Below are 19036 nucleotides of genomic sequence, written 5' to 3'. Positions count from 1 at the left end.
CGTCGCTCATGCGGCGACGGCGGCCGGGCCCGGATCCGGTCGCTGGGCCTCGGCCGGCCGGTGGGTGCGCAGGTACTCGACCACGTGGTGGGTGACGGCCGTCAGCGGCACCGCGACCACGGCCCCGAGGATGCCGCCCAGCAGCGTGCCGGACGTGACGGCGACCAGGGTGACGACGGGGTGCAGGTGCACCGCCCGGCGCATGATCAGCGGCTGGAGCAGGTTGCCCTCGATCTGCTGCACGACCAGGACCACGACGAGGATCGTGACGGCGTCGCCGGCGCCGTTGGTCACCAGCGTGACGAGGACGGCGGCGGCTCCGCTGAGGACCGCGCCGAAGTAGGGCACGAACGCCCCGAAGAACGTGAGCAGGGTCAGCGAGAGCCACAGCGGTACCCCCACCACGAGCAGACCCAGCCCGATGAGCGCGGCGTCGACCGCCGCGACGGCCGCCACGCCCAGCACGTAGGCGCTCAGCGTGGCCCAGGCCCGCTCCCCGGCGCCGTCCACGCGCCCCCGCTGGGTGGCGGGTACGCGCTCCACGACCCAGGCCCACATCGTCGCGCCGTCCTTGAGCAGGAAGAAGACGATGAACAGGACGAGCAGCAGGGCGCTGACCACGGTGACCGCCATGGTCGCGCCCTCCACCGGGCCCGGGACGACCTCGAAGAGCTGGGTGACGATCCGGTCGCGGATGCCCTCCACCCGCTCGGGGTCCAGCCCCAGCGGACCATCGACGAGCCAGGCCCGGATCCGGTCGATGCCGACGGTGATGGCCGGCGCCAGCTCGGTGATCCGGGAGCTGGTCCGCAGCCAGACCAGCGCACCGATCCCGGCGATCACGGCCAGCAGGGCGAGCACCGCCCCCGCGGCGGCGAGGGCCGCCGGTGCGCCGAGCCGGCGCAGCAGCCGGGTGAAGGGGGCCGCGAGCGCGGTGAGCAGCAGCGCGGCCAGCAGCGAGCAGGTGACCAGGGCCAGCTGCACCAGCAGCCCCAGCACCAGCCAGCCCACGGCCACCACCCCGAGGACCGCCGCGCAGCCGATCGCCAGCCGGGCGGCACCGCCCGGTCGGAACGGTCCGGTGCGGGGGAGCCGTCCCGCAGGCGGGACCGTCCCGGCGCTGGGTTCGTCCATGCACAACCTCCGACTCGTGGCTGGCCGGTGCCGTCCACCGCCGGCTCCGGTGGTGCCCGGCGACGGGGGGCGCACACGCCACCGGGCCGCTCCGGCGTCACACGTCAGCGAAATGTCATGGACCGGTGCCGGCCCGGACGTCCGTGGCGCCCGACCCGGAGTCCTCCCGGCGCCGGCCGTCCGGACCGGGGAGGTCGCCCAGGAGCACGCGCCGGCAGGCCAGCAACCACACCGTCCCGAGGACCACCCCGGCGAGGACGTCGGTGGGGTGGTGGGCCGCGACGTAGATGCGCGACAGCCCGACCGCGGGCACCGCGAGCAGCGGCACGGCCAGCACGAGCCACCGCAGGCGGGACCGGCCGAGCCGGAGGACCAGGACGACGAGCGCCCCGTAGAGGACGGTCGCGGCGGCGACGTGGCCGGACGGCCAGGCGGCCGCCACCGGCAGGCCGTCGGTGAGGTCGGCGACGTCGGGCCGTGCCCGCTCCACCACCTGGGCGACCAGGAAGTACAGCAGCACCTCCCCGACCAGGGCCACCGCGACGAACACCGCGGGCCGCCACCGGCGGGTGACCGCCAGCCCGAGCACGGCGAGGCCGATGCCGCCGGCCACCACCGTGCGGGTGCCGCCCAGCGCCCCGGCCAGCTCCGCGACGGTGGTCCAGGTCGCCGTCCGGTGCCCGGCGAACCACCGGACGGCGGCGAGGTCGACCCGCACCAGGGCGGAGCCGCCGAGGACCGCGGTCACCAGGAGACCCGCGGCGGCGAGCCCGGCGCCCAGGGCAGCCGCGACCACCGCCAGCCGGAGCGCCGCGCGGCTCCGGTCGCGCCCCGGTCCCTCGTGCCGGGGAGCCAGGTGCGGGGCCTCGGCGGGGCCGATCCCCAGCGGATCGTGGGCGCCGTCCGCGGGCAGGGGTGCCGACCGGGTGTCGTGCTGCCAGCCACGGAAGGCCGCCGTCATGGCCGCGAGCCAGGCGGCGCCGAGGGCGTACCCGGCGACGACGTCGGTCACGAAGTGGACGCCCAGCGCCAGCCGGGTGAAGCCGACCGCCAGCACCAGCAGGGCTGCGCCGGCGACCAGCCACGGCTGCCAGCGGCGCCGGACGGCGGGCATCGCCAGGAGGACCAGGACGCCCCAGGTGACCAGCGACGTCATGGCGTGACCGCTGGGGAAGCTGGCGTTGCTGGGCGTGTCGACGACGGGGTCGGCCACGAGCGGGCGGGCGCGGTCGGCGAGCACCTTGGTGAGCGGCACGAGCACCGCCAGGCCGGCGCCCGTCACCGCCACGAACCACGCCAGGCGGCGTTGCCCTCGGATCGCCAGGAAGGCGGTGGTCAGCGTGAGCACCCAGACCGCCGTGCCCGTGCCCCCGGCGTCGGTGACCAGCCGGAGCGCGGAGACCACGGTGGGGGAGCCGGCCACCCGCGCGTTCAGCTCGGCCGCGACGTCCCCGTCGAGCCGGGCCAGCGGGCCCCAGCGGCCCTGGACCAGCAACCACAGCAGGAGGAAGGGCAGCGCGCCGGCGAGGACGGCCGTGAGCCCCAGCACGGCCCGGACCCCGAAGCGCCGGGCGTTGCTGCCCGCGTCGCCGCGGGGGGCCGGAGCGGCGCCTGCCCCCGTGGCCCCGTGCGCGGTCATCGGTCCGCGGGAGCCGACGTCTCGACGCGCCCGGCGGTGACGTAGGGCCTTCCGTCGAACCGCTCGAGCTGCTCGTCGTCCAGGTCGGTCCCGGTCTCCTCCTCGACCGCGGCCAGGTCGAAGGACAGGCGCACCGTGCCGGTGACGGCCACCGTGGAATCGGCCCGCACCTCCGAGGCGTCGGGTGCGACGACGAGCAGCGGCTCGATGGTGGTGTCGTCCGTGCCGGCGAGGGAGAAGGCGGCGGGGCCGAGCACCCGGTTCACGTCAGCGGACAGGACCACCGTCTGCCCGTCGTAGGACCGCACCTCGCCGGCGAAGCGCGTGGTGTAGGGGCCGTCGTAGGCAGCGGTGCCGGCGTCCGGCCGGTCCCCGGCGACCGGCGTGCCGGCCCCCGGAGCCGCGGTGCCGTCCTCGGTGCACCCGCTGAGCGCGGCCACCGACGCCAGGACGAGACCGGCGGTGGCCGGCCGGCAGCGCAGGGAAGTGTGCGAGCGGGTCATGCTGGTTCCTCTCGACGGGGTCGGTCCCCCGGGGACCGGCTGCTCGGGACGGACGGCAGGGGGCCGGCGGGCGGCGGGCCCCCCAGGCCGCCCGTGCGCCACCGGGTCCGGACAGCGGCCATCTCCAGCTCGGCGGAGACGGCGACGCCGAAGAAGAGGGCGGTGGCCGACAGCTGCGCCCACAGCAGCAGGGCGATCACCCCGGTCACGGGGCCGTACACCGACCCGAAGCCGGTGGAGAGGTGGAGGAAGCCCGCCAGCAGCAGGGTGAGGCCCGTCCACGCACCGACGGCCAGGAGGCTGCCGGCCAGCAGGACCGGCCACCCCGGCTGCTGCCGCGCGGGTGCGCTCCGCAGCACGGCCATGAGCGAGGCCACGACCAGGACGAGCCCTGCGGGGCCGGTCCAGGCGGCGACGAGGTCGTCGTCCACCGCGTACACGCTCTCCACGGCCTCGGCGAAGGCGTCGCGGGTGAGGATCAGCAGGGAGCCGACCATGAGGGGGACGCCGGCCACCAGCGAGAGCGTCAGCGCGCGGCGGTACTTCTCCACCGAGGGGCGGTCGCGCTGGATGCCGTAGAGGCGGTTGGCGCCCCGCTCGACCTGCGCCATGGCCGTGGTGAGGGCGACCAGCGCGGACACCGCGGCCAGCAGCAGGGCGGCCGTGGCCAGCGTCGTGTCCCCCGACGGCAGGGTGCGGCGGAGCAGGTCGTCGGAGGCGCCGGGCGTCAGTTGCAGCACGGTCCGGTTGAGCACCAGCCGGACCGACGCCGCATCCCAGGCCCCGGCCAGCCCGACGGCGGCGATCACCAGGGGGAGCGCGGCGAGCGCCAGCTGGAACGCCAGCGCGCGGGCGTGCGAGAAGCCGTCGCCGTAGCGGAACCGCGACGCCAGCTCGCGGCCGGCCGCGCGTGCGCCGTCGGACCGCACGCCGGCCCACGCCTCCCGGGCGGTGACCGGGCCACCGGTCGCCTCCGAGACCTCCGGGACCCGGGCGACGGAGCTCATCGCGGGCGCTCCGGGGACCCCGGGGCCGCAGGACCGCGACGCGACATGCGGCCTCCTCGGATCGGTGCGGGCGCTGGACCCGGGAGGCATGCCCCGTGGGCCGGCGAGGATGCGGCTCGTCACGGGAACGACATGCAGGGGGCGACGGCCCGCCGGGAACTCAGGCGTCGAAGTCGACCGTGACGCGGTCCGTCAGGGGCAGCGACTGGCAGGTCAGCACGTAGCCGGCGGCCACCTCGCCGGGCTCCAGCGCGTAGTTCCGGCGCATCTCCACCTGCCCGTCGGTGACTCGTGCGCGGCAGGTGCCGCAGACGCCGCCCTTGCAGGCGAAGGGCAGGTCCGACCGGACCTGCTGGGCGGAGTCGAGCACGGGCACGCCCCGCGGCAGGGCGAGCGTCGTCGTGCGGCCGTCCAGCACGACGGTGACCTGGCTGCTCGGCCCCTCGACCGTCTCGTCGTCGCCCCGGACCGGCTCGGGCGGGACGTCGTCGACGTAGAACAGCTCCTGGTGCACCCGGTCGGCCGGTACGCCCAGCTCGGCGAGCAGCGCCCGCGCGTCGGTCACCATCCCGTGCGGACCGCACAGCCACCAGTGGTCCACGCCCTCGACGTCGACCAGTGCGCCGAGCAGGGCACCCAGCCGGTCGGCGTCCAGCCGGCCGCTGGTGAGCTCGGCGTCGCGCGGCTCCCGGGAGAGCACGTGCACCAGCTGGAGGCGGGGACCGTGGCGGTCCTTCAGGTCGGCCAGCTCGTCGGCGAACATGACCGTGCTGGTGCGCCGGTTGCCGTAGAAGACGGTCACCGTCGACTCGCCGTCGCCCAGCACGGTGGCGGCGAGCGAGAGGGCCGGGGTGATGCCGGACCCGGCGACCACGAACACGTGGTCGGCCGGGCCGTCGAGGTCGGTGGTGAACGTGCCCGACGGCGGCAGGACGTCGATCTCGTCGCCCGGCCGGACCTCGTGCACCAGCCAGGAGGAGAAGAACCCGCCCGGCACCTCGCGCACGCCGACCCGCGGCGGGGCACCGGCGGGAGCGCAGATCGAGTAGGAGCGGCGCTCGTCGCGGTCGCCGTCCACCCGGCGCAGGGTGAGCGCCTGGCCGGGGCGGAACCGGTAGTCCTCGGCCAGCTCCGGCGGCACCGCGAAGGTCACCGCGACGGCGTCGTCGGTGAGCCGCTGCACGTCGGCCACGGCCAGGCGGTGGAATCGTGGGCGCCTCCGGTGCGGGGTTCCCGTCATCGCCGCCTCAGAGCTCCTTGAGGTGCTCGAAGGGCTCGCGGCACGCCCGGCAGCGGCGCAGCGCGGTGCAGGCCGTGGCGCCGAACTCGCTGGTCTGCTCGGTCTCGGCACTCCCGCACAGCGGGCAGGCGGCGGTGCGTCGCGTCGGTCCGAGGTCCAGCGGGACGGGCCCGTCGGGACGGACCGGTGCCGGCCCCGGTGGGGCGATGCCGGCCGCGGCGAGCGCGCGGCGCCCGGCCTCGGTGATCCAGTCGGTGGACCACGGAGGCGCCAGCACGGTGCGCACCTCGACGTCGGGGAAACCGGCGGAGTGCAGGGCGTGCAGCAGGTCGGCCCGCATGACCCCCAGCGCCGGGCAGCCGGTGTAGGTCGGGGTGATCTCGACGACCACGGTGCCGCCGGCGCCGGTGCGGACGTCGCGCAGCACCCCCAGGTCGGCGAGCGTGAGCATCGGCAGCTCCGGGTCGACGACGGCGCCGGCGACCGCCCGGGGGTCGACCGTCCGGGTGGGCGGCTCCGCGCGGCCGCGCCGGATCGCCCGGGCGACCCGGCTCACCACGTCGCCGCCGGGTGCTGCCGCGCCAGCCCCTGCAGCCGGGACAGCAGGTCGACCAGCTCCGGGCCGTGCCGGCCGTGCCGGCCCGCGGGGGCCTCGTCGGCCGGCCAGGGAGGAACCCGCAGCGTGGCGCGCCGGAGCACGGTGGTGAGGACGTCGGTGACCTCCGCGCGGGTGCCGGACGGGTCGACGGCCACGCCGGCAGCGGCCAGCCGGCGCTCGACGTCGGTGGGGGAGAAGACGTCGGCCAGCAGCGGCCACACGTCGTCGACCCCGGCCTGCGCGCGGCGGGAGGACTCCGCGGTGCCGTCGCCCAGCCGGAGCACCCAGCGGGCGGCGTAGTCGCGGTGGTAGGTGAGCTCGTGCGCGCCCTTGGCGGCGAGTGCGGCCAGCACCGGGTCGCGGCTCGCGCGCAGCCGGGTGAGGACCGCGAGCCGGAGCGTGGTCGCCACGAGCAGGCGGACCATGGTGCGGCCGAAGTCCCCGTTCGGCGCCGCCACCAGCGCGGTGCAGCGGAACTCGTCGGGGTCGCGGAAGCAGGCCAGCGCGTCCTCGTCGGGGATCGTCGGCCCGGCGAGCTCCCGCGACCGGCCCAGGACCCCGGCGGCGCCGGCCCGGGCCAGCAGCAGCCGGGCCTGGCCGAGGAGGTCCAGCGCGATGTTGGCCAGGGCCACCTCCTCCTCGAGCTCGGGGGCGGCGGTGATCCACTCGGTGAGGCGCTGGGCGAGCACGAGCGCGTCGTCGCCGAGCATGAGGCAGTAGGCGCCCAGGTCCGCGGGGTCGACGCCGTCGGGCACGGTGGTGTCGACGCCGGCGAGCGGGTCGTCGAACCCGGTGCCGAACGCCCACTGCCCCTCGCCGCCGTGGGCGAGGTCCAGTGCGTCGTACACCGTCTCCTCGTGCGCCATGCCTCTCCTCTTCGGGGTGCCTCTGCCGGGACGCCCGGCGCCTCACATGTGGGGGACGCCGTCGGGGATCTCGTAGAAGGTCGGGTGCCGGTAGACCTTGTCCCCGCTGGGCGCGAACATCGGGTCCTTCTCGTCGGGGCTGGAGGCGGTGATGTCGGCCGCCTTCACGACCCAGATGCTCACGCCCTCGTTGCGCCGGGTGTAGACGTCGCGGGCGGCGTGCACCGCCATCTCGTCGTCCGCCGCGTGCAGCGAGCCGACGTGCACGTGGTTGAGCCCGCGCTTGCCGCGGACGAAGACCTCGTACAGCGGCCAGTCCCGCCGGCCCCGTCCAGAGGCCCGCCCCGAGCTCGCGAGGGGTGGGGGGGACGGGGTGCTTCTGCCGCCCTCGGCCGTCAGGTCCGCGGTCACGAGTTCTTCTCCGCGTAGGCCGTCGCCGCCTCGGTCACCCAGGCGTTGTCGTCGCGGGCGGCCCGGCGCCGGGCGATCCGCTCGGCGTTGCAGGGACCCTGCCCGCTGATCACCCGCTTCAGCTCCTCCCAGTCGATCGGGCCGAACCGGTAGCGGCCGGTCGCCGGGTCGAGGGAGAGGTCGGGGTCGGGGAGAGTGACGCCGAGGAACTCCGCCTGCGGCACGGTCATGTCGACGAACCGCTGCCGCAGCTCGTCGTTGCTGTGCCGCTTGATGCCCCACGCCATGGACCGGGCGGAGTTGGGGCTGTCGGTGTCGGGCGGACCGAACATCATCAGCGAGGGCCACCACCACCGGTCGACGGCGTCCTGGACCATGGCCCGCTGCTCGCCGGTGCCGTGCATCATCGTCATCAGCAGCTCGTAGCCCTGCCGCTGGTGGAAGGACTCCTCCTTGCAGACCCGGATCATGGCCCGGGCGTACGGGCCGTAGGAGGAGCGGCACAGCGGCACCTGGTTGCAGATCGCCGCGCCGTCCACCAGCCAGCCGATGACCCCGACGTCGGCGTACGTCAGCGTCGGGTAGTTGAAGATCGAGCTGTACTTCTGGCGGCCCTCGATCAGCTTGTCGGTCAGATCGGCGCGGTCGGCGCCGAGCGTCTCCGCGGCGGAGTAGAGGTACATGCCGTGGCCGGCCTCGTCCTGGACCTTGGCCAGCAGGATCGCCTTGCGGCGGAGGCTGGGTGCGGCCAGCAGCCAGTCGCCCTCCGGCTGCATGCCGATGATCTCCGAGTGCGCGTGCTGGGCGATCTGCCGGATCAGCGTCCGGCGGTACCCCTCGGGCATCCAGTCGCGCGGCTCGATGCGGTGCTGGGCGGCGATCGTCGCGTCGAACTGCTCCTGCAGCTGCCGCTCGACGGCGTCCGCCGGGGAGACGGCGGGGGCAGCCGGCGCGGTGGCGGTCATCGCACCTCCTCAGGCCATTCCTTACCGATCGGTCAGGAATAGTGTGACGCACGGCACGCCGGGTCACAAGGACCGGGCGCCGAGGGGCGGGGGAGGGTGGCCGCATGACCGGTGCTGCAGGACGCGCGGGTGCCGCCGCCCCCGCGGGGAGGCGGGGGCGGCCGGGCCACTCGCTGGAGTCGCTGCTGGCCGTCGCCGTGGAGCTGTTCATCGAGCGCGGGTACGAGGCCGCGAGCATGGAGGAGCTGGCGGGACGCCTCGGCGTGACGAAGGCCGCGATCTACCACCACGTGCCGGGCAAGGGGGAGTTGCTGCGCCTGGCCCTGGAGCGGGCGATGGACGCGCTGTTCGCCGTCACCGCTGAGGCGGGTGCCACCGCGGGGCCCGCGATCGACCGGCTGGAGCACGTCGTCCGGGGATCGGTGCTCGTGCTCGCGGCCGAGCTGCCCGCGGTCACCCTGCTCCTGCGGGTGCGGGGCAACACCGACGTCGAGCGGGCCGCGCTCCAGCGTCGGCGGGACTTCGACCGCCTGGTCACCGGCCTGGTGCGCGCGGCGGTCGCGGAGGGGGACGTACGGCCCGACGTCGACCCGCAGGTGGTGGCGCGGCTGCTGTTCGGCGCGGTGAACTCGCTGACGGAGTGGTACCGCCCGGGAGGGGTGCTCTCCGCGGAGGCGGTCGCCGACGCGGTCGTCGCGACCGCGTTCGGCGGGCTGCGGACCCGGCGGCCGTGAGCGGCCGCCGGGTGCGGGATCAGCGGCGAGCGGTGAGGACGGCGATCTCGTGCGCGGACTCGACCGTGGGGGCGAAGGCCTGGGCGCGGGCGAGGGCGCGCTCCTCGCGCAGGTGCGCGCGCAGGGCGGAACGGCGGCTGAGGGCGGCGCGGATGCGGGTCATGGCTGATCCTTCGGGTGCAGCGGATGGAAGCGCCGCAGGGGGCCGGGCGGGCCGGCCGGAGACCGTCCGCCTCCTGAGTTCGCAACTCGAACCATGCTCCTCCGTGCACGGTTCGTCAAGCGAACCCAGCATGGTTACGATCACAGGCGTGAGCGACGCCTCCTACGACCGTTCCCGCTGCTCCGTCGCCGGCACGCTGGCCGTCGTCGGGGAGAAGTGGAGCCTGCTCGTGCTCCGGGAGGCCTTCCTCGGCGTGCGGCGGTTCGCCGACCTCCAGCAGGCCCTCGGCGCTCCGAAGGCGGTGCTGACCGACCGGCTGGCCACGCTCGTGCAGGAGGGGATCCTGCGCAAGGAGCCGTACCAGGCCGACGGCGCACGCCAGCGGCACGAGTACCGGCTGACCGACAAGGGCCGCGACCTGTACCCCACCCTGGTCGCGCTGATGCAGTGGGGCGACCGGCACCTCGCCGACGGCCCGCCCCCGCTCGCCCTCGAGCACGCGGATTGCGGGGCGCCGGTGCGCGTCTCCCTGGTGTGCGACGGAGGGCACGAGGTGACCGGCCCGCACGACGTGCGGCCCCGCGCCTCGGCGACCACCGGTCGGACCGCCGCGGTGCGATGAGTTCCACCCGGCCCGGGCCACGTCGGCGCTGATGGCCCTCTCGGCCGGCAGCCGCGAGGAGGTCGACCAGCTCGTGACGACGGCCATCGGATCGGGTGGCACGCCCTGGATGCCGGCCCAGGACCACGGCTCCCTGTACGGCTCCAGCTTCGCCGACCCCGACGGCACCGTCTGGGAGGTCATGTGGATGGACCCCTCGGCCGCCCAGGGCTGAGGCTCCCGGTGCGCGCGCGGTTGTCGTAGGCGACCACCAGACTCGGGGGGCGGCCGGGCGACCGGCCGGCACCACGTCACCGAGGGGGAACAGTGATCGGACCGAGCGGACCCGGGGTCCCGGGCATCGTGCGGCACGGGGCGGTGGGGCCGCTGCCCCGCACGACCGGCCGGCAGATCGTCGTCCTCGCCGACACCGGCGAGGACACCCCGGTCGACTGGGCCAGGGTGGGCCTGCACTCGGTCGCCGACTCGCGGGACTTCGCCGACGGCGACGTCCCGCCCGAGGCGATGCAGGACGCCGAGGCGACGGTGTTCAGCGCCCTCGGCATCGCCGTCGTGACGGCGGAGCCGGGGCAGCTGGGCCTGCTCCAGACGGCGGAGGCGGCCGGGCGGCCGGTGCTGTCGGTCTCCCCGGAGCTGGTGCACCACGTGCTCCCCGGGGCGCCGCCGGAGGCCGGTGGCTACACCGCCGGCTACCGCGACGGGGTCGCGGACCTCGCCGCCCGCCTCCTGGCGCCGCCGGCCCCGCGGGCACCGGCGGCAGCAGCGCGCTTCGAGGACACCGCGCAGGCCACCTGGGGCGTCCAGGCGGTGCGGGCCGACGCCTCGGCGCGCACCGGGCGCGGCATCCGGGTGGCCGTCCTCGACACCGGCTTCGACGCAGCCCACCCCGACTTCGCCGGTCGCACGATCGCCGCGCGGTCGTTCGTCGCGGGGGAGGACGCCCAGGACGGGCACGGGCACGGCACCCACTGCATCGGCACCGCCTGCGGCCCCCGGACGCCGTCGACCGGGCCGCGCTACGGCGTCGCGCACGAGGCCGAGATCTACGCCGGCAAGGTCCTCGGCACCGACGGCAGCGGCACCGACGCCGGGATTCTCGCCGGCATCAACTGGGCGGTGACCAGCCGCTGCCCGGTCATCTCCATGTCCCTGGGGGCGGACGTGGCGCAGGCGCACCCGCCCTACTCCGCGGCCGGCCGCCGGGCGCTGCAGCAGGGCTCGTTGATCATCGCGGCGGCGGGCAACAACGCCGACCGGCGGTCGGGGAACCCGGGGTTCGTCGGCGCCCCGGCCAACAGCGTGGAGATCATGGCCGTCGGCGCGCTGGACCAGGCGCTGGAGATGGCGTACTTCTCCGCGCGCAGCCTGCCCGCCCGCGGCGGGCAGGTGGACGTCGCGGCCCCGGGCTGGGAGGTCTACTCGGCGTGGCCCATGCCCACCCGGTACAACACGATCAGCGGCACCAGCATGGCCACCCCGCACGTCGCGGGTCTGGCGGCGCTGTGGGCCGAGGCCACCGGCCGCCGGGGCCTGGAGCTGTGGGCGACGCTCCTGCAGGAGAGCGAGCGGCTCCTGCAGCCTTCCGTCGACGCGGGCAGCGGCCTCGCCGTCGCTCCGCAGTGAGGCATCGCCGCGTAACCTGCGCGGCATGACCCACGTCAGCGTCACCGTCGACGACGGGCACCTGGCCGCCCTGGACGGCGTCGTCCAGGGGTTGCGTGCACGGGGCATGCAGGTGGACCAGGTGCTCGACGGCCTCGGCATCATCACCGGATCCGTCCCGCCCGGCGCTGCCGGCGCGCTCACCGCGGTCGACGGCGTCGTGTCGGTCGACGAGCAGCTCGCCGTCCAGCTGCCGCCGCCGGAGGCGCCGGTCCAGTAGCGCCCCCCGGCGCACCGCTCAGCGCGAGCGCGGCGCCGGGCCCGGGACCGCCCGGCCGCGCTGGCCCGCCCGCAGCAGGCCGGTCGGGGGGAGCGGCCGGTGCTCGTCGACGGCGGCGGGCCCCGCGGGGAGCAGCACCAGCAGGCCGTCGAGCCCGACCAGGACCACCAGCCGGTGCAGGCACGGGCTGGGGCGTTCGAGGACCATCTGGCAGCCGTGCCGCCGGGCCAGGTGGTGCCCCGTGACGAGGGTCCGCAGGCCGGCCGCATCGCAGAAGGTCACCCGCTCGGTGTCGAGGACCCACCGGGACCGCTCGCTGCGGGTCAGCGACCACAGGCCGTCGAGCACGTAGGGGGCGTGCTCGCGGTCGAGTTCGCCGGCGACCACCACGGTGGCGGTGCCGACGTCCACCGAGACCTGGAACGGGACCCAGCCCGCGTCGTGGTCCAGGTCCGGCGGGTTCGCAGGTGCTGCCATGGCCGGCCTCCCGTCGTCACCCGGGCTCGAGGCGCAGCACCCGGCTCCCTCGCGTCGTCCCGCGAGGTGGGCCGGGCTCTCGACCGCGTGGCCGACGCTATACCCGACGGGGCTCGGCCAGCGGTCCCGGCGTCGTGGTGGGATGAGCGGCGATGAGCGAGAACGCGACCCGAGTCCGCGATGTCCGTCCCGAGGACGCTTTCGACGTCGAGGCGGTGCACGCGTGGCTGGCGCCGCGCGTCCCCGCGCTCGACGGGCGCCCCTCGCCGCAGGTGCGGCAGTTCTCGGGAGGCGCCAGCAACCTCACCTACCTGCTGGACTACGGCGACCTCGACCTCGTGCTCCGGCGTCCGCCGCACGGCCACAAGGCCGCCTCGGCGCACGACATGGGCCGCGAGGTGCGGGTGCAGCAGCGGCTGCGCCTGCACCTGGACGTCGTCGCCGAGATCCACGGGTTCTGCGAGGACCCCTCGGTGATCGGCAGCGAGTTCTACGTCATGGAGCGGCTGCGCGGCACGATCCTGGGCCGGAAGCTGCCCGAGGGCGTGGAGCTCCCGCCCGAGCAGGCCCGGGTCCTCGGCGCGACCGCCTACGACACCCTGGCGGACCTGCACTCGATCGACGTCGACCAGGCCGGGCTGGCCGATCTGGGGCGCGGTCCCGGCTACGTCCGCCGCCAGGTGGAGGGCTGGTCCCGGCGTTTCCGGGACGCGCTGACCGATGACGTGCCGCCGGCCGGGGAGCTCATGGCCTGGCTGGCCGAGCACCAGCCGCAGGAGGTCCGGGCCAGCCTGCTGCACGGCGACTGGAAGCTCGACAACCTGGTGCTGGACCTCTCCGGCACCCCCCGGATCACCGGCGTCCTGGACTGGGAGATGGCCACCGTCGGCGACCCGCTGATGGACCTCGGCGCCTCGCTGGCCTACTGGGTCACCGCCGACGACGACGAGGAGTTCGGGCTGGTCTCCGACCAGCCGAGCATCCTGCCCGGCATGCCCACCCGCGAGGAGCTGGTCGAGCGCTACCTGGCGCGGACCGGCCTGCGGACGGGGAACTGGACGTTCTACGAGGTGTTCGGCCTGTTCCGGCTGGCCGTGATCATCCAGCAGATCTGGGCGCGCTACCGGTCCGGGCACACCACCAACCCGCGCTTCGCGAACTTCGGCTTCGCCGCGGCCGTCCTGCTCGAGCGCGCCGAGCGGCTGGCCGGATGCCGCTGATCTGCCTGGTCCGCCACGGGCAGGCCTCCTTCGGCGCCGACGACTACGACGTCCTCAGCGACCTGGGGCGGGAGCAGGCCCGGAGCGTGGGGGAGGAGCTTCGGCGGCGCGGGCTGCGGGATCCGCTCGTCGTCTCTGGCAGGCTGCGCCGGCAGCGGGACACCGCCGCGCTGCTGACGGAGGCCGCCGGCTTCGGGCCGGTCGCCGGTCCGGACGCCCGGCTGGACGAGTACGACCACCTGGACCTCCTCGAGCGCTTTCCGGCCGACGCCGGGGACGAGGCGGCGGGCGGATCCGGGTCACGCCAGGTGCAGCGACTGCTCGACGGCGCGCTGCGGTCGTGGATCACGGCCGGGAACGCCGACGGCTGGCCCGCATTCTCCGCCGGGGCGCTCGCCGCGGTGCGCGACCTCGCGGCCGGCCTCGGGTCCGGGCGGGATGCGGTGGCGGTCAGCTCCGGCGGCGTCATCGCCGCGGTCGTGGCCGGGCTGCTCGGCGCCCCGGCCGACGGCGTGGTGGCACTCAACCGGGCCGCGGTCAACGTCGGCGTCACCTCGCTGGCGGCCGGCGGCTCGGGGTTGTCGCTGCTGGCCTTCAACGACCACGCGCACGTCACCGGCGACCGTCGCCACCTGCTCACCTACCGCTGACCTGGATTCCGGCGCCCGGTCGTCCGCGCGGGCAGACGCGGGACCGTTGCCTGGCTAGGCTCCACGCGTGGCACAGGAACTCACCGACGGTCGGCCTCTGGGCGAGACGATGAGCCGGGTCGCCCGCCAGTTGCAGGAGGAGCACGGCGACGTCGAGGGGACTCTCGATGCCATCGCGACCTGCGCGGTGGGCGCCGTGCCGCACGCCGACGAGTGCAGCGTCAGCTACGTGGTAGGCCGTTCGAGGGTCGAGCCGCGGGCGTCGACCAGCGACCAGGCGCGTGCGGCCGACGAGCTGCAGGGCCGGATCGGGCAGGGTCCCTGCATGGATGCGGTGTGGGAGGAGCAGGTCGTCCGGGTCGACGACGTCGCCGGCGACGAGCGCTGGCCCGATTTCGCCCGGGAGGCCCCGCTCCTAGGGGTGGCCAGCATGATGTGCTTCCAGCTCTTCGTGGAGGGCGACCAGCTCGGTGCCCTCAACCTGTACGCCCGCACGCCGAACGCCTTCGACGGGGAGTCCGAGGAGATCGGTCAGCTGTTCGCCGCGCACGCCGCCGTGGCGCTGGCCGGTGCGGAGCACGAGTCCCACCTGCGCGACGGCATGGCGCACCGGGACCTGATCGGGCAGGCCAAGGGGATCCTGATGGAGCGGCACAGGCTCACGGCGGACCAGGCGTTCGGCGTGCTCGCCCGGGTCTCCCAGGAGCTGAACCGGAAGCTCTTCGAGGTGGCGCGCGAGCTCACCGACACCGGCGCGGTGCCGGGCGGGAACGGCCGCCCGCGCTGAGCCGGCCGCCCCTGCGGGAGGATGGCCGGGTGCCGGACAAGCCGCTGCCCGACGTCGTCGCGCCGGGGCTCGACGTGCTGTTCTGCGGCATCAACCCGTCGCTGATGTCGGCCGAGCGGGGGCACCACTTCGCCCGGCCGGGCAACCGGTTCTGGCCCGCGCTGCACCGCGCGGGGCTGACGCCGCGGCAGCTGGCCCCCGAGGAGGACCGCGAGCTGCTCCGCTACGGGCTGGGCGTCACCAACCTGGTCGACCGGCCGACCCGCACCGCGGCGGAGCTGTCCGCCGACGAGCTGCGAGCCGGCGCCGAGGCACTCACCGCGCTGGTGACCACGTACCGGCCGCGGGTCCTCGCCGTCCTGGGCATCACGGCCTGGCGCGAGGCGTTCGGCCGGCCGAAGGCCGTCGCCGGACCGCAGCCCGAGCGGATCGGTGGCGCGCAGACGTGGGCGCTGCCGAACCCGAGCGGGCTCAACGCGCACGCCCAGCTGCCCGACCTGGCCCGCGCGTACGCCGACTGCGCGCGGGCAGCTGGCCGGGCTCAGCCGACGACGACGTTCCAGTCGCGGATCGTCCAGCCGGTCACCAGACCGGAGCGGACGTAGGGGTCCGCCGCGACGAACCGCTCGACGACCTCCCGCGGGGCGCTCCACACCAGCAGGGCGCGGTCGAACGGATCGGGCAGCGCGCCGGCCAGCAGGAGCTCGCCCCGCTCGTGGGCGGCCCGGGCCAGGCCCAGGTGTTCCTCGCGGAGCGCCGCCCGGCGCTCCAGGTAGTCCTCGGTCAGCGCGTACTCGAGCACCAGGTGCATGCCTCACCCGTCCACGGCGGCGACAATGCCCGCGTGCCCCGTCTGCTGGTCGTCCACCACACGCCCTCGCCCGCTCTCCAGACGGTGCTGGAAGCGGTGCAGGAGGGCGCGGCGATGGTCGACGACGTCGAGCTGTGCCTGCGGCCGGCGCTCTCGGCCGGTGCGGCGGACCTGCTGGCCGCCGACGGCGTGCTCCTGGGCACGCCGGCCAACATCGGCTACATGTCCGGGGCGCTCAAGCACTTCTTCGACACGGTCTACTACCCCTGCCTCGACGCGACGGGTGGGCTGCCGTACGGCGTCTACGTGCACGGCAACGACGACACGGCGGGCGCGCTGCGGAGCATCGAGCAGATCGCCGGTGCGCTGCGCTGGAAGCGGGTCGCGGCGCCGCTGAGCCTGACCGGGGCACCGTCGCCGGCGGACCTGGACGGGGTTCGCGAGCTGGCCGCCACGGTCGCCGTCGGGCTCTGAGCGGCTGCTCGGCGCCGCCGTCCCCGTCGAGGGGGTCGACCGGGGCCGGGGCGGACGGTTGGTTCCCCGGCAGGACGCCGTCGCCGACCGCTGCAGTGGCGACGGCGACGTCCGGCCGGGGACGCTGCAGAGCGAGGTGGCGGACACCCGCGACGCAGCGGCTCAAGGGGAGTGCGAGGTCACCAGCGCAGCGGGTGCGTGGAGCGGGAGTGCGCGGTGCGGCAGGCCCGGCAGTTGCCCCACGAGACGATGCTCAGCGGGGTGGTCGGGGAACCGCACTCGGGGCACTCGACCGACAGGTCGGCGGTGGCGCGGGCCTCGCTGAGTTCGCGGGACCGCTCCTCGTGGATGGCCTCGTCGCCCCGGCAGGGGCAACCCAGATGGGCTTCCGCGCAACGTCCCACGTGCATGGCGATGGGGTCCCCTCGTGTCGGAGTCGACGCTACGCCTGATCCGGGGCCGGAGAGGCGAAAGGGGCCACGGCGCGCTGCGCCGTGGCCCCTTCGTGCTACCCGATCAGATCGGGCGGACGTTCTCCGCCTGCGGGCCCTTCTGGCCCTGCGTGACGTCGAACTCCACCTGCTGGCCCTCGTCGAGCGAACGGTAGCCGTCACTCGCGATGGCGGAGTAGTGGCAGAAGACGTCGGCGCCGCCGCCGTCCTGGGCGATGAACCCGAAGCCCTTCTCCGCGTTGAACCACTTCACAGTGCCCTGAGCCATGTCGTTCTCATTCCGTGCTGGGAGGTGTCCGCACAGGTACGTACCGGGTGCGGGGCCGCCGCACCGACCGGCAGGACCGAGAGGAACGTCAGGCAGAGACGACTGCGGACGTTCAAGAACGAAAGCAGAGGCGCAACAGCGACCGAGGAAGACTGTACCCCGACCTGGCGATCTTGACCAGGGCCCCCCGTGCCGGGGTGTGTCGCGGCGGTCGCCGGCACCCGGCCCCGCCGCTGCGGAGGGGCCGTGGGGTGGGGCAGCATCGCCGCCATGACCACCTCGCGCACCGACGGACCGGAGTGGGTCCGGGACGCCCTCTGGTGGCACGTGTACCCGCTGGGGTTCGTCGGTGCGGAGCAGCGGAGCGGGCCGGGGCAGCCGGTGCGCCACCGCCTCGGCCACCTGGCCGGCTGGCTGGACCACGCCGTGCGGCTCGGTGCCTCGGGCCTGGCGCTGGGGCCCGTGTTCGCGTCCACGACGCACGGCTACGACACCGTCGACCACCTGCGCATCGACCCGCGGCTCGGGGACGACGGCGACTTCGACGCACTCGTGGCCGGCTGCCGCGAGCGCGGGCTCCGGCTGCTGCTCGACGGCGTCTTCAACCACGTCGGCCGGGAGTACCCGGCGTTCCGGGCGGTCCTGGAGCAGGGCCCGGCGGCGCCCACCGCGCCGTGGTTCCGGCTGCGGTGGCCCGGCGGCCCGGACGCGTGGCGGCGCGGGACCGAGCCCGACCACGACGACTTCGAGGGGCACTCCCAGCTGGTGGCCCTGGACCACGCCTCGCCCGCGATCGTCGACCACGTGACGGAGGTGATGTGCCACTGGCTCGACCGCGGTGCCGACGGGTGGCGGCTGGACGCCGCGTACGCCGTCCCGACCGCCTTCTGGGCGCGGGTGGCCGACCGGGTGCGCGCCCGGCACCCCGGCGCGTACCTGATGGGCGAGGTCATCCACGGCGACTACGCCCGGTTGGTCGCCGACGGGCACCTGGACGCCGTCACCCAGTACGAGCTGTGGAAGGCGATCTGGAGCTCGCTGAACGACGCCAACTTCTTCGAGCTCGACGCCGCGCTCGGCCGACACGCCGGACACCTGGCGCACTTCACGCCGTACACCTTCGTCGGCAACCACGACGTCACCCGGATCGCCAGCCGGCTGCGCGACGAGCGGCACCTCGCGCACGCCCTCGTCGTCCTGCTCACCACCGGCGGCACACCCGCGGTGTACGCGGGGGACGAGCACGCGTTCCGCGGGATCAAGGAGGACCGGGCCGGGGGCGACGACGCCGTCCGGCCGCCGTTCCCGGCCGGGCCGGAGGAGCTCTCGGAGCTCGGGCTGCCCACCTACCGACTGCACCAGGAGCTCATCGGGCTCCGCCGCCGGCACCGGTGGCTGCACACCGCGCGCACCGCGACCCTGCACCTGGCCAACGAGCAGCTGGTGTACGAGGCCGTGGCCGGCGACGGGCGGCTCGTCGTCGCGCTGTCGCTGTCCGACCGGCCCGTGGAGCTGCCGTCGGCGCGGGCCGGTGAGGTGCTGGCCGGGGCGGCCGACGTCCTCGCCCCCGGGACCGACGGGGCCCGCGTCCGGCTGGCCGCGCACGGGTGGGCGGTCCTCGCCGGCTGACCGGCGTTCAGCGGTTGCTCGCCAGCTCCTTTCCCGCCTTCGCCACGTACAGGACCGACAGGGCGAGGAACAGCGCCCCGATCGCGGCCCGCACCTGGTCGTCGGTGGCCGAGGTCCGCCGGGCGACCGGCCCGGCCACGGTGTCCGCCACCTTCGCGCGCCAGCCCGTCAGGCCGGCCTTGCCGAACGACACTGCATCCATCCTGCGGCCCTACCCGCCCGCGCGGGGACCAGTCCGGATTTCGCCGGATCGTCATGGGCGGGCAGGCCTGCCAGGGATTCCCACCACGGTGGGCGGGTAGGGCCCTGACCATGACATCGACGCTGGTCAGACCACGGTCCGGAAAGATGATCGCCGGGGTGTGCGCCGCCCTGGCCGACCGGTTCGGGCTCTCCCGGGGGCTCGTGCGGCTGGGTTTCGTGATCTTCGGCCTGGTGGGTGTCGGCGAGCTGGTCTACATCGGTCTCTGGCTGATCATCCCCAAGGCGGGCTGAGCCGGGGGG

Annotated in this window: 27 protein-coding genes; 12 read left to right on the top strand and 15 right to left on the bottom strand. The window is 75.3% G+C overall.

All coding sequences use genetic code 11. From position 1 onward, the window contains the following. Positions 1-6 precede the first annotated feature (6 nt). From C5507_RS18105 to paaA, 9 genes are all read right to left on the bottom strand, one after another. On the bottom strand, positions 7-1134 hold the full coding sequence (locus C5507_RS18105; protein WP_104529904.1) for an AI-2E family transporter: 1128 nt from the start codon (positions 1132-1134) through the stop codon (positions 7-9). 115 nt (positions 1135-1249) lie between these two features. Continuing rightward, positions 1250-2773 (bottom strand): phosphatase PAP2 family protein, encoded by a 1524-nt coding sequence (locus C5507_RS18100; RefSeq protein ID WP_104529903.1) that lies wholly within the window; start codon positions 2771-2773, stop codon positions 1250-1252. Further along, positions 2770-3276 (bottom strand): hypothetical protein, encoded by a 507-nt coding sequence (locus C5507_RS18095; RefSeq protein WP_104529902.1) that lies wholly within the window; start codon positions 3274-3276, stop codon positions 2770-2772. The genes C5507_RS18100 and C5507_RS18095 overlap by 4 nt, the downstream gene beginning before the upstream one ends. Further along, positions 3273-4283 (bottom strand): YihY/virulence factor BrkB family protein, encoded by a 1011-nt coding sequence (locus C5507_RS18090; RefSeq protein ID WP_130504202.1) that lies wholly within the window; start codon positions 4281-4283, stop codon positions 3273-3275. Before C5507_RS18090 ends, C5507_RS18095 begins: the two co-directional genes overlap by 4 nt. Before the next feature lie 160 nt (positions 4284-4443). Next, a complete protein-coding gene (gene paaE / locus C5507_RS18085; protein WP_104529900.1) occupies positions 4444-5523 on the bottom strand; it encodes a 1,2-phenylacetyl-CoA epoxidase subunit PaaE in 1080 nt (359 codons plus the stop codon). A 7-nt stretch (positions 5524-5530) separates the two neighbouring features. Continuing rightward, a complete protein-coding gene (gene paaD, locus C5507_RS18080; RefSeq protein WP_242611041.1) occupies positions 5531-6079 on the bottom strand; it encodes a 1,2-phenylacetyl-CoA epoxidase subunit PaaD in 549 nt (182 codons plus the stop codon). Continuing rightward, positions 6076-6987, bottom strand: coding sequence for a 1,2-phenylacetyl-CoA epoxidase subunit PaaC (gene paaC, locus C5507_RS18075; RefSeq protein ID WP_104529899.1), 912 nt, complete (start codon positions 6985-6987; stop codon positions 6076-6078). Before paaC ends, paaD begins: the two co-directional genes overlap by 4 nt. A gap of 42 nt (positions 6988-7029) precedes the next feature. Then, on the bottom strand, positions 7030-7398 hold the full coding sequence (gene paaB, locus C5507_RS18070) for a 1,2-phenylacetyl-CoA epoxidase subunit PaaB (protein WP_346193787.1): 369 nt from the start codon (positions 7396-7398) through the stop codon (positions 7030-7032). After that, positions 7395-8363, bottom strand: a complete 969-nt coding sequence (paaA, locus tag C5507_RS18065) for a 1,2-phenylacetyl-CoA epoxidase subunit PaaA (protein WP_104529898.1) — start codon at positions 8361-8363, stop codon at positions 7395-7397. The genes paaB and paaA overlap by 4 nt, the downstream gene beginning before the upstream one ends. A gap of 104 nt (positions 8364-8467) precedes the next feature. On the opposite strand from paaA, the gene C5507_RS18060 reads away from it, so the two are divergent. Then, entirely contained in the window at positions 8468-9097 is a 630-nt protein-coding gene (locus tag C5507_RS18060) for a TetR/AcrR family transcriptional regulator (RefSeq protein WP_104529897.1), read from the top strand. Between the two features lie 19 nt (positions 9098-9116). On the opposite strand, the gene C5507_RS22460 is transcribed toward C5507_RS18060, so the two are convergent. Next, on the bottom strand, positions 9117-9260 hold the full coding sequence (locus C5507_RS22460; protein ID WP_158657640.1) for a hypothetical protein: 144 nt from the start codon (positions 9258-9260) through the stop codon (positions 9117-9119). Positions 9261-9408: 148 nt separating this feature from the next. Here C5507_RS22460 and C5507_RS18055 point away from each other — a divergent pair, with 148 nt between their 5' ends. From C5507_RS18055 to C5507_RS18040, 4 genes are all read left to right on the top strand, one after another. Then, complete coding sequence (locus tag C5507_RS18055) at positions 9409-9882, top strand: winged helix-turn-helix transcriptional regulator (RefSeq protein ID WP_242611040.1); 474 nt, start codon at positions 9409-9411, stop codon at positions 9880-9882. Positions 9883-9913: 31 nt separating this feature from the next. Next, on the top strand, positions 9914-10096 hold the full coding sequence (locus C5507_RS18050; RefSeq protein WP_207225714.1) for a VOC family protein: 183 nt from the start codon (positions 9914-9916) through the stop codon (positions 10094-10096). Between the two features lie 92 nt (positions 10097-10188). After that, positions 10189-11505, top strand: coding sequence for a S8 family serine peptidase (locus tag C5507_RS18045; RefSeq protein ID WP_242611039.1), 1317 nt, complete (start codon positions 10189-10191; stop codon positions 11503-11505). Positions 11506-11530: 25 nt separating this feature from the next. Then, positions 11531-11764, top strand: a complete 234-nt coding sequence (locus C5507_RS18040; protein ID WP_104529895.1) for a hypothetical protein — start codon at positions 11531-11533, stop codon at positions 11762-11764. A gap of 18 nt (positions 11765-11782) precedes the next feature. Here the strand turns inward: C5507_RS18040 and C5507_RS18035 are convergent, their stop codons facing one another. Further along, positions 11783-12241 carry an STAS domain-containing protein gene (locus tag C5507_RS18035; protein WP_104529894.1) on the bottom strand — a complete coding sequence of 153 codons (459 nt, stop codon included), beginning with the start codon at positions 12239-12241 and terminating at the stop codon, positions 11783-11785. A 152-nt stretch (positions 12242-12393) separates the two neighbouring features. Between C5507_RS18035 and C5507_RS18030 the strand changes: the two genes are divergently transcribed. The 4 genes from C5507_RS18030 (at position 12394) to mug (ending at position 15503) form a co-directional block, all read left to right on the top strand. After that, complete coding sequence (locus tag C5507_RS18030) at positions 12394-13461, top strand: phosphotransferase family protein (RefSeq protein ID WP_104529893.1); 1068 nt, start codon at positions 12394-12396, stop codon at positions 13459-13461. After that, positions 13452-14111 carry a histidine phosphatase family protein gene (locus C5507_RS18025; protein ID WP_104529892.1) on the top strand — a complete coding sequence of 220 codons (660 nt, stop codon included), beginning with the start codon at positions 13452-13454 and terminating at the stop codon, positions 14109-14111. Before C5507_RS18030 ends, C5507_RS18025 begins: the two co-directional genes overlap by 10 nt. A 67-nt stretch (positions 14112-14178) precedes the next feature. Beyond that, positions 14179-14898 (top strand): GAF and ANTAR domain-containing protein, encoded by a 720-nt coding sequence (locus C5507_RS18020; RefSeq protein ID WP_242611038.1) that lies wholly within the window; start codon positions 14179-14181, stop codon positions 14896-14898. 29 nt (positions 14899-14927) lie between these two features. Continuing rightward, positions 14928-15503: a G/U mismatch-specific DNA glycosylase gene (gene mug, locus C5507_RS18015; protein ID WP_104529890.1), complete on the top strand. Its 576-nt coding sequence runs from the start codon at positions 14928-14930 to the stop codon at positions 15501-15503. On the opposite strand, the gene C5507_RS18010 is transcribed toward mug, so the two are convergent. After that, complete coding sequence (locus C5507_RS18010; protein WP_104529889.1) at positions 15440-15709, bottom strand: YciI-like protein; 270 nt, start codon at positions 15707-15709, stop codon at positions 15440-15442. The two genes, mug and C5507_RS18010, sit on opposite strands and share 64 nt — an antisense overlap. Before the next feature lie 33 nt (positions 15710-15742). Between C5507_RS18010 and C5507_RS18005 the strand changes: the two genes are divergently transcribed. Beyond that, the gene (locus C5507_RS18005; RefSeq protein ID WP_104529888.1) at positions 15743-16183 is read left to right on the top strand and encodes a flavodoxin family protein; all 441 of its coding nucleotides are present in this window, start codon (positions 15743-15745) and stop codon (positions 16181-16183) included. A gap of 179 nt (positions 16184-16362) precedes the next feature. Here C5507_RS18005 and C5507_RS18000 read toward each other — a convergent pair whose 3' ends face one another. Next, complete coding sequence (locus tag C5507_RS18000) at positions 16363-16593, bottom strand: hypothetical protein (RefSeq protein WP_104529887.1); 231 nt, start codon at positions 16591-16593, stop codon at positions 16363-16365. Between the two features lie 106 nt (positions 16594-16699). After that, on the bottom strand, positions 16700-16903 hold the full coding sequence (locus C5507_RS17995) for a cold-shock protein (RefSeq protein WP_104529886.1): 204 nt from the start codon (positions 16901-16903) through the stop codon (positions 16700-16702). Positions 16904-17173: 270 nt separating this feature from the next. Between C5507_RS17995 and C5507_RS17990 the strand changes: the two genes are divergently transcribed. After that, a complete protein-coding gene (locus tag C5507_RS17990) occupies positions 17174-18532 on the top strand; it encodes an alpha-amylase family glycosyl hydrolase (protein WP_104529918.1) in 1359 nt (452 codons plus the stop codon). A 7-nt stretch (positions 18533-18539) separates the two neighbouring features. Here C5507_RS17990 and C5507_RS17985 read toward each other — a convergent pair whose 3' ends face one another. After that, positions 18540-18734, bottom strand: a complete 195-nt coding sequence (locus C5507_RS17985; RefSeq protein ID WP_104529885.1) for a hypothetical protein — start codon at positions 18732-18734, stop codon at positions 18540-18542. Positions 18735-18787: 53 nt separating this feature from the next. Here C5507_RS17985 and C5507_RS17980 point away from each other — a divergent pair, with 53 nt between their 5' ends. Next, positions 18788-19027, top strand: coding sequence for a PspC domain-containing protein (locus C5507_RS17980; RefSeq protein WP_346193786.1), 240 nt, complete (start codon positions 18788-18790; stop codon positions 19025-19027). Positions 19028-19036: the final 9 nt, after the last annotated feature.

It is taken from the genome of Blastococcus saxobsidens (genome assembly GCF_002938435.1).
GTDB classification, from domain to species: domain Bacteria; phylum Actinomycetota; class Actinomycetes; order Mycobacteriales; family Geodermatophilaceae; genus Blastococcus; species Blastococcus saxobsidens.
Note: the sequence above shows the minus strand (reverse complement) of the source record. Positions and strands in the feature narration are given on the sequence as shown.

Coding starts and splice junctions, on each gene's coding strand:
- C5507_RS18105 (WP_104529904.1), bottom strand. CDS start 1,134: ATGGACGAACCCAGCGCCGGGACGGTCCCGCCTGCGGGACGGCTCCCC.
- C5507_RS18100 (WP_104529903.1), bottom strand. CDS start 2,773: ATGACCGCGCACGGGGCCACGGGGGCAGGCGCCGCTCCGGCCCCCCGC.
- C5507_RS18095 (WP_104529902.1), bottom strand. CDS start 3,276: ATGACCCGCTCGCACACTTCCCTGCGCTGCCGGCCGGCCACCGCCGGT.
- C5507_RS18090 (WP_130504202.1), bottom strand. CDS start 4,283: ATGAGCTCCGTCGCCCGGGTCCCGGAGGTCTCGGAGGCGACCGGTGGC.
- paaE (WP_104529900.1), bottom strand. CDS start 5,523: ATGACGGGAACCCCGCACCGGAGGCGCCCACGATTCCACCGCCTGGCC.
- paaC (WP_104529899.1), bottom strand. CDS start 6,987: ATGGCGCACGAGGAGACGGTGTACGACGCACTGGACCTCGCCCACGGC.
- paaA (WP_104529898.1), bottom strand. CDS start 8,363: ATGACCGCCACCGCGCCGGCTGCCCCCGCCGTCTCCCCGGCGGACGCC.
- C5507_RS18060 (WP_104529897.1), top strand. CDS start 8,468: ATGACCGGTGCTGCAGGACGCGCGGGTGCCGCCGCCCCCGCGGGGAGG.
- C5507_RS22460 (WP_158657640.1), bottom strand. CDS start 9,260: ATGACCCGCATCCGCGCCGCCCTCAGCCGCCGTTCCGCCCTGCGCGCG.
- C5507_RS18050 (WP_207225714.1), top strand. CDS start 9,914: ATGGCCCTCTCGGCCGGCAGCCGCGAGGAGGTCGACCAGCTCGTGACG.
- C5507_RS18040 (WP_104529895.1), top strand. CDS start 11,531: ATGACCCACGTCAGCGTCACCGTCGACGACGGGCACCTGGCCGCCCTG.
- C5507_RS18035 (WP_104529894.1), bottom strand. CDS start 12,241: ATGGCAGCACCTGCGAACCCGCCGGACCTGGACCACGACGCGGGCTGG.
- C5507_RS18030 (WP_104529893.1), top strand. CDS start 12,394: ATGAGCGAGAACGCGACCCGAGTCCGCGATGTCCGTCCCGAGGACGCT.
- C5507_RS18025 (WP_104529892.1), top strand. CDS start 13,452: ATGCCGCTGATCTGCCTGGTCCGCCACGGGCAGGCCTCCTTCGGCGCC.
- C5507_RS18010 (WP_104529889.1), bottom strand. CDS start 15,709: ATGCACCTGGTGCTCGAGTACGCGCTGACCGAGGACTACCTGGAGCGC.
- C5507_RS18000 (WP_104529887.1), bottom strand. CDS start 16,593: ATGCACGTGGGACGTTGCGCGGAAGCCCATCTGGGTTGCCCCTGCCGG.
- C5507_RS17995 (WP_104529886.1), bottom strand. CDS start 16,903: ATGGCTCAGGGCACTGTGAAGTGGTTCAACGCGGAGAAGGGCTTCGGG.
- C5507_RS17990 (WP_104529918.1), top strand. CDS start 17,174: ATGACCACCTCGCGCACCGACGGACCGGAGTGGGTCCGGGACGCCCTC.
- C5507_RS17985 (WP_104529885.1), bottom strand. CDS start 18,734: ATGGATGCAGTGTCGTTCGGCAAGGCCGGCCTGACGGGCTGGCGCGCG.
- C5507_RS17980 (WP_346193786.1), top strand. CDS start 18,788: ATGGGCGGGCAGGCCTGCCAGGGATTCCCACCACGGTGGGCGGGTAGG.